General features: G+C 60.8%; 6 protein-coding genes. 2 read left to right on the forward strand and 4 right to left on the reverse strand.

Features of this window, described 5'->3' with window-relative positions; translation table 11 throughout:
• Positions 1 to 50: 50 nt before the first annotated feature.
• The 4 genes from hutU to hutI form a co-directional block, all read right to left on the reverse strand.
• Positions 51 to 1724: a urocanate hydratase gene (gene hutU, locus ACQZ5K_RS25125; protein ID WP_065656680.1), complete on the reverse strand. Its 1674-nt coding sequence runs from the start codon at positions 1722 to 1724 to the stop codon at positions 51 to 53.
• A gap of 11 nt (positions 1725 to 1735) precedes the next feature.
• Complete coding sequence (gene hutG / locus ACQZ5K_RS25130) at positions 1736 to 2539, reverse strand: N-formylglutamate deformylase (protein WP_448741782.1); 804 nt, start codon at positions 2537 to 2539, stop codon at positions 1736 to 1738.
• Between the two features lie 210 nt (positions 2540 to 2749).
• Complete coding sequence (gene hutH, locus ACQZ5K_RS25135) at positions 2750 to 4294, reverse strand: histidine ammonia-lyase (RefSeq protein ID WP_448741783.1); 1545 nt, start codon at positions 4292 to 4294, stop codon at positions 2750 to 2752.
• Positions 4291 to 5550, reverse strand: a complete 1260-nt coding sequence (gene hutI / locus ACQZ5K_RS25140; RefSeq protein WP_448741784.1) for an imidazolonepropionase — start codon at positions 5548 to 5550, stop codon at positions 4291 to 4293. The genes hutH and hutI overlap by 4 nt, the downstream gene beginning before the upstream one ends.
• Before the next feature lie 115 nt (positions 5551 to 5665).
• Between hutI and ACQZ5K_RS25145 the strand changes: the two genes are divergently transcribed.
• Positions 5666 to 7012, forward strand: a complete 1347-nt coding sequence (locus ACQZ5K_RS25145) for a formimidoylglutamate deiminase (protein WP_448741785.1) — start codon at positions 5666 to 5668, stop codon at positions 7010 to 7012.
• Positions 7013 to 7063: 51 nt separating this feature from the next.
• Entirely contained in the window at positions 7064 to 7789 is a 726-nt protein-coding gene (gene hutC, locus ACQZ5K_RS25150; protein WP_448741786.1) for a histidine utilization repressor, read from the forward strand.
• Positions 7790 to 8050 lie beyond the last annotated feature (261 nt).

Raw genomic sequence — 8050 nt, forward strand, 5'->3', positions numbered from 1 at the left:
TGAGAGGGATCGGCCGGAAAAAGGTGTTTCTCTTTCCGGCCGAAAGAGGATCAATTGCCGAGAATGCCGGGCAGGCGCAGGCCCTGTTCCTTGGCGCATTCCACGGCGATGTCGTAACCGGCATCGGCATGGCGCATGACGCCGGTTGCCGGGTCATTCCACAGCACGCGCTCCAGCCGGCGAGCGGCATCGTCGGTGCCATCGGCGCAGATGACCATGCCGGAATGCTGCGAGAAGCCCATGCCGACGCCGCCGCCGTGGTGCAACGACACCCAGGTCGCGCCAGATGCGGTGTTGAGCAGCGCATTGAGAAGCGGCCAGTCGGAAACGGCGTCCGAGCCATCCTTCATGGCCTCGGTCTCGCGGTTGGGCGAGGCGACGGAGCCGGAATCCAGATGGTCGCGACCAATGACGATCGGCGCCTTCAGCTCACCGTTCCTGACCATTTCGTTGAAGGCAAGGCCGAGACGGTGACGGTCGCCAAGGCCGACCCAGCAAATGCGCGCGGGCAGGCCCTGGAACGCGATGCGCTCGCGCGCCATGTCCAGCCAGTTGTGCAGGTGCTTGTTGTCTGGCAGCAGTTCCTTCACCTTGGCGTCGGTCTTGTAGATGTCTTCCGGATCGCCGGAAAGGGCCGCCCAGCGGAACGGGCCGATGCCGCGGCAAAACAGCGGGCGGATATAGGCCGGCACGAAGCCCGGAAAGGCGAAGGCGTTTTCCAGGCCCTCATCCTTGGCGACCTGGCGGATATTGTTGCCGTAATCGAGCGTCGGAACGCCGGCGTTCCAGAAATCGACCATGGCCTGCACATGCACCTTCATCGAGGCGCGAGCGGCAGCCGCAACGGCCTTCGGGTCGCTTTCCTGCTTGGCGCGCCATTCGGCAACGGTCCATCCGGCCGGAAGGTAACCATGGACGGGATCGTGCGCCGAGGTCTGGTCGGTAACGATATCGGGACGAACGCCGCGACGGACGAGTTCCGGGAAGATTTCCGCCGCATTGCCGATCAGGCCGACGGATTTCGCCTCGCCCGCCTTGGTCCATTGGTCGATCAGGGCCAGCGCCTCATCGAGCGTATGCGCCTTCGCATCGACATAACGGGTGCGCAGACGGAAATCGACGCGGGTTTCATCGCATTCGACGGCAAGGCAGCAGGCGCCGGCCATGACGGCGGCCAGCGGCTGTGCGCCGCCCATGCCGCCGAGACCGCCGGTGAGAATCCACTTGCCCTTCAGGTTGCCGTCATAATGCTGGCGGCCGGCCTCGACAAAGGTTTCATAGGTGCCCTGTACGATGCCCTGCGTGCCGATGTAGATCCACGAACCGGCCGTCATCTGGCCGTACATGGCAAGGCCCTTCTTATCCAGCTCGTTGAAATGATCCCAGTTCGCCCAGTGCGGCACGAGGTTGGAATTGGCGATCAACACGCGCGGCGCGTCCTTATGGGTGCGGAACACGCCGACCGGCTTGCCGGACTGCACGACGAGGGTTTCATCCTCGTTCAGATCCTTCAGCGTCGCGACGATACGGTCGAAATCGTCCCACGTGCGGGCGGCGCGGCCGATACCGCCATAGACCACCAGCTCATGCGGGCGCTCGGCCACATCAGGGTCGAGATTGTTCATCAGCATGCGCAGCGGCGCTTCCGTCATCCAGCTTTTGGCATTGAGGTCAGTGCCCTGCGGCGAGCGGACATCGCGAATATTGTGGCGTGGATTGTTCATGTGTTTTCCCCTTATCGTTTCGTGCCGAGCGCAAATTTTTCCATGCGCGTGAGAATGGTTTTGAGATGGGAGCGAAGCCGTTCGGCCTTGCCCGTGTCATAGGCAAAAGGCGGCGTCTCGCTTTGAAGATGGGTGGACTGCGCCAGCTCCATCTGAATGGCGTGCACGCTGCTCTGCGGTTTTCCGTAATGGCGCGTCGTCCAGCCGCCCTTGAAACGACCGTTCAGGATGCTGTCGTACCCCTCCGCTGCGGCGGTCACCTCGACGGCGATTTTTTCGATGGCCGGATCGCAGGTCTTGCCCATATCCGTGCCGATGTTGAAATCCGGCAGCTTGCCTTCGAACAGGAAGGGAATATGCGAACGGATCGAATGGCAATCATAGAGAATGGCGATGCCGTGGATGGATTTGACCCGCTCGATTTCCGCCGCAAGAGCCGCGTGATAGGGCGCGTGGAAGTTTTCCAGACGATAGGCGATATCGTCCGCCGCGGGTTCCTGTCCTTCATTCCAGATCGGCTCACCGTCGAAATCGGTCTCCGGAACAAGCCCGGTTGTGTTCTGGCCCGGATAAAGGCTGACCCCGGCCGGGTCGCGGTTGGCATCGATCACATAACGGTGGAAGGTCGCCCTTACGGTTGTCGCATTCTCGAGAAGGCCGGCATAGAGCTCATGGATATGCCAGTCCGTATCGGCGAGAATCTTGCCGTTATCGTTCAGGCGTTGCCAGATATCCGCCGGCACATCCGTGCCGGTGTGGGGCAGGCCGAGAATGATGGGCGAGGCGCCCTGGTGAAGCGTGAAGGGTCTGTTCATTGGTCGGCCTCTTTTGCCGTGGGGTTACCCCCCTCTGCCCTGCCGGGCATCTCCCCCTCAAGGGGGGAGATCAGATGCCGCACCCGCATGTTCCCAGATATTGTGGCGCAAGGTATTCGCCGCTTGCCGATCTCCCCCCTTGAGGGGGAGATGCCCGGCAGGGCAGAGGGGGGTAACCCCACGGCAGTGGAGGATAGAGTCCTCATCATCTCAAACCTCCAGCTTCGGCAGGATGCCATCCGAAATTGCCGCCACCAGCGCGCCGGAGGCAATCAATTCCGCCGCAGCCTTCAGGTCCGGCGCCATATAGCGGTCCTCCTCCAGGGAAGGGACCGCCGCGCGCAATGCCGCAATCACCTTTTGCAGTTCGGGGCTCGTTTTCAGCGGCCCACGCAGTTCCACGCCCTGCACGGCCGAAAGCGCCTCGATGCCGAGAATGGCGAAGAGATTGTCCGTCATCGGCAGCAGGCGGCGCGCGCCATGGCAGGCCATGGAGACATGGTCTTCCTGATTGGCGGAGGTGGGTGTGGAATCCACCGAGGCCGGATGCGCCATCTGCTTGTTCTCGCTCATCAGCGCGGCAGAGGTGACTTCGGCGATCATCAGGCCGGAGTTCAGCCCCGGCTTCTTCGAAAGAAAGGCCGGAAGGCCATAAGAAAGGGCCGGATCGACCAGCAGCGCAACACGGCGCTGGGCGATTGCGCCGATCTCGCAAATGGCAAGTGCCGTCTGGTCGGCGGCAAAGGCCACCGGTTCGGCGTGGAAATTCCCGCCGGAGACGACGGAATTGTCTGAAAGCACCAGCGGATTGTCGGTCACGGCATTGGCTTCGATTTCCAGCGTGCGGGCCACCTGCCGCAGAAGATCGAGGCAGGCGCCATCCACCTGTGGCTGGCAGCGAATGCAATAGGGATCCTGCACCCGCTCATCGCCCTCGATATGGCTGACGCGGATTTCCGAACCTTCCAGCAACCGGCGAAGGGCGGCTCCGGCGTCGATCTGGCCCTTATGACCACGCAGGCTGTGAATATCGGGATGGAAAGGTGCGGAAGACCCCATGGCGGCATCGGTGGAAAGCGCACCGGTAATCAGCGCCGCCTGCGCCGCGCGGTGGACTCGGAAAAGGCCGGCGAGCGCCAGCGCCGTTGAAGTCTGCGTGCCGTTGATCAGCGCCAGTCCTTCCTTGGCGGCAAGCACCACCGGGGTCAGTCCGGCTTTCGCAAGCGCTTCGCCGGCTGGCAGAAGCGCACCCGCATAAAAGGCTTCGCCTTCGCCCATCATAACCGCCGCCATATGGGCAAGCGGCGCGAGATCGCCGGAAGCTCCGACCGAACCCTTTTCGGGAATGACGGGGATGACGCCCTTCTCCAGCATTGCTTCGATCAGCCGCACCAGCTTCAGCCGCACGCCGGATGCGCCGCGACCGAGCGAAACCAGCTTCAGCGCCATGATCAGCCGCACGACATTTTCAGGAAGCGGTGCGCCGACCCCGCAGCAATGCGACAGGATGAGATTGCGCTGCAGCGTCGCCACATCCGCCGCGTCGATCTTGATGGAAGCGAGCTTGCCGAAACCGGTATTGATGCCATAGACCGGCGCATTGCCGGCAGCGATCTCGGCGATGCGGGCCGCCGCCTTTTCAATGCCTTTATCGAAGCTGCGGTCGAGTTTGGCGCTGCCGTTCTCCCAGTATATCTCGGCGAGATCGGCTAAGCTTACATCGCCGGGGTGAAGCGTGATGGTCTTCATGGTCATGGGCAAACCTTCTGTCCCTTGAAAATGCGGGCGTGGAGCGGATTGAAACCGATGCGGTAGACGAGTTCTGCCGGACGCTCGATATCCCAGATGGCGAAATCAGCGGATTTTCCAGCCTCCAGCGTGCCGGTTTCCGTAAGCAGGCCGAGCGCCTTTGCCGCGTTGCGTGTCGTCGCCGTCAGGCACTCTTCCACGGTCATGCGGAAAAGCGTTGCGCCCATATTCATGGTCAGCAGCAGGGAGGTGAGCGGCGAAGTGCCGGGGTTGCAGTCCGTTGCCAGCGCAATGTCGGCTCCCGCATCGCGCAGGGCCTGCACCGGCGGCAATTGTTTTTCCCTGAGCGCGTAGAAAGCGCCGGGAAGAAGCACGGCCACGGTTCCTGCTTTCGCCAGCGCCTTAGCACCGCCCTCATCAAGATATTCGAGGTGATCGGCCGAAAGGGCGTTATAGGATGCCGCAAGCTCGGAACCGCCAAGGTTGGAAAGCTGCTCGGCATGCAGTTTGACCGGAAGGCCATATTGTTTTGCCGCCTTGAAAACCCGGTCGATCTCCTCGACGGAAAAGGCGATGCCTTCGCAAAAACCGTCAACCGCATCCGCCAGCCCTTCCGCATGGGCTTTTTCCAGCCCCGGCAGAACGACATCGCCAATATAATCGGCGTTGCGCCCCTTATAGTCTGCAGGCGTCGCATGCGCGGCGAGATAGCTGGTGACGATGCGCACCGGCCGCAATGTCTCGAGCCCGCGGGCGACGCGCAGCATTTTCAGCTCGGTTTCAATGTCGAGACCGTAACCGGATTTGATTTCGACCGTGGAAACGCCTTCGGAAAGAAGCGTGTCGAGACGCGGCAAAACCTGCGCCACCAGAGCATCTTCCGAAAGCGCGCGCGTGTCGCGCACCGAAGAAACAATGCCGCCGCCCGCTTTGGCGATCTCTTCATAGGTTGCCCCATTCAGCCGCATCTCGAATTCCATGGCGCGGTTGCCGCCGAAGACAAGATGAGTGTGGCAGTCGATCAGGGTAGGGGTGATCCAGCGGCCGCCGCAATCGGTGGTCTCATCGGCCGTTGACAGATCGGCGGGCAGATCGCTTTCAGGGCCGGCAAAGGCGATGCGGCCGTTACGCACGGCAATGACGGCGTTTTCGACGGTGCCGATGCCTTCCATGGCGGGATTGAAGGTTGCCAGCCGGGCGTTGCGCCACAAAGCCGTGGCGTTCCCCGTCGCCGTTCCGTTTGCAGATTTGTTCCCTGGCATTTGCTTTTTCGCCTTTCCTTTGTGAGTTAAATGTATATACATAATAATCGGCTTGGCAAGCTGCAATTTCGTGTTTGAAATGGCCTTGCCGGACAGAACCAAAGGAGAGGGTGGCATGACGGCAGTTCACGCGGGCGCAGCGCTTCTGGCGGATGGATGGGCGAAAGATGTTCGCATCGTCTGCGATGGCGGCGTCATCCTATCCGTGGAAACCGGCGTTTCCCCGGAGCCGCAGGATGAGCGACATGCCGTCATCGTCCCGGCCATGCCAAATCTTCACAGCCACGCCTTTCAGCGCGCCATGGCGGGGCTTGCCGAAATCCGTGGTCCCGGCGACGACAGTTTCTGGAGCTGGCGCACCGTCATGTATAAATTCGCGCTCTCCATGACGCCTGACCATGTCGAGGCCGTTGCCGCCCAGCTTTATATGGAAATGCTCGAGGCCGGTTTCGGGCGGGTTGGAGAATTTCACTATCTGCATAATGACAGGGATGGCTCGCACTACGGCAATATCGCCGAAATGGCTGAACGTATCGGCGCGGCCGCCTCGCAGACGGGCATCGGCCTCACATTGCTGCCGGTCTTTTACGCCCATTCCGGTTTCGGCGGCCAAGTGCCAATCGACGGGCAGAAGCGCTTCATCCATTCGCTCGACAGTTACGGGAAACTGATGCAGGGTGCGCAGGCCGTGGTGGACAGGCTGCCGGGCGCCACGCTCGGGATCGCGCCGCACAGCCTGCGTGCAGTGACCGGCGACGAGCTGGCAGCCATCGAGCCGCTGGCAAAAGGCGGGCCGATCCATATTCATGTGGCGGAACAGACGAAAGAAGTGGAAGATTCGCTCGCCTTTTCCGGTGCGAGGCCGGTGGAATGGCTGCTTGAAAACGCGCCGGTCGATGGCCGCTGGTGCCTTGTCCATGCGACACATATGACGGAAATCGAAACGCGAGGCATGGCAAAAAGCGGCGCTGTTGCCGGCCTCTGCCCGATCACGGAAGCCAATCTCGGCGACGGCATCTTCCCGGCTTCGGCGTTTCTCGCTGAAAACGGCCATTATGGTGTCGGATCCGATTCCAACATTCTGATTTCCGTGCCGGAAGAATTGCGAACGCTCGAATATTCGCAACGCCTCTCGCATCGGGCACGCAATGTCATTGCCGATGCCGGTCATTCCACGGGCGAAAAACTCTTCCGGCAGGCGCTCGAAGGCGGCGGCAGGGCTCTGGCGTCGCGAAATGGTCTGGAAAGTGGAAAAAGCGCCGATTTCGTCGCTCTTGATGTTTCGGCCGTTTATTATCTTCCGATATCCCAGATTGTCGATCAGTGGATATTCGCGGGCGGCGTTTCAGTCGATTCCGTTTGGGTGCGCGGCAAAAAGCGCGTGCAGGCCGGTCGGCATATCCACCGCCGCGAAATATCCGATCGTTTCAACAAGGTCATGGCTGAACTTCTCGATAGCTGATATGGGCTCGGCAGAAACGGGAAAAAGCCAGCGGGGAAAGGCATTGCGGACGTGACGAAAGCATCAGCCGGGCAGACCCTGCACCAGCGTATCCTCACTGAGATCGAGGGGCGGATCGTTTCGGGAGAATGGCCGCCGGGCCATCGATTGCCTTTCGAGGTCGACCTCGCCGATCAATATCACTGTTCGCGCATGACCGTGAACAAGGTCATGGGCCAGCTCGCCAAGGCCGGTTTGATCGAACGCCGCAAGAAATCCGGCAGTTTCGTTCGCCAGCCGCAGATCCAGTCCGCTGTTCTTCAAATTCACGATATCGGGGCCGAGGTCGAATCCCTTGGCCTCGACTATGGCTTCAAAATCCTGAAGCGCGAAAGGCGCAGCGCGAAAAGCGCGGATCGTGAGCGGCTCGATGTGTCCGTCGGGACACCCTTGCTCGACATTCTCTGCATCCATTTCGCCGGTGCGCGCGAGTTCTGTGTCGAACAGCGCCTCATCAATCTGACGGCCGTGCCGGACGCGGCTGAAACCGACTTTACCGAAATTGCGCCAGGCCCTTGGCTGCTCGGCCATGTTCCCTGGAGCACTGCCGAACACCGGATCAGCGCCGAAACACCGTCGAAGGAGATCGCACGCCTGCTCGGTATTTCTGACAGGCAGGCGTGTCTTGTCGTGGAGCGCCGTACCTGGAGCAATTCGGGCGCTGTCACCTATGTACGCTTCACCTATCCCGGCAATGCGCATGCGCTGGTCGCCCGCTTCAGCCCGTCTTCCGACTGATATCTACAAGGTCTCGGTCCCTGTTATTGCGGTATGGAGACCCTATATAGGGGAAGGCCCATCAACCTTGACGGACACCGACGGGAAAACCGTTAAAAGTCGTTAATTTATACGACAATTTTCAAATTCCCTTTTACAATCAGCGACATATCACATTTCTGGTTTTTTTTGATATTGCTGTGTTGACTTGTTTGAGGGTGTGGATTTATAAGTCCGCTCACTGAACGAGGGCGGCGGCGCTGCTGGCGACGGCGACTTTCG

It is taken from the genome of Agrobacterium sp. 22-226-1, from assembly GCF_053522345.1.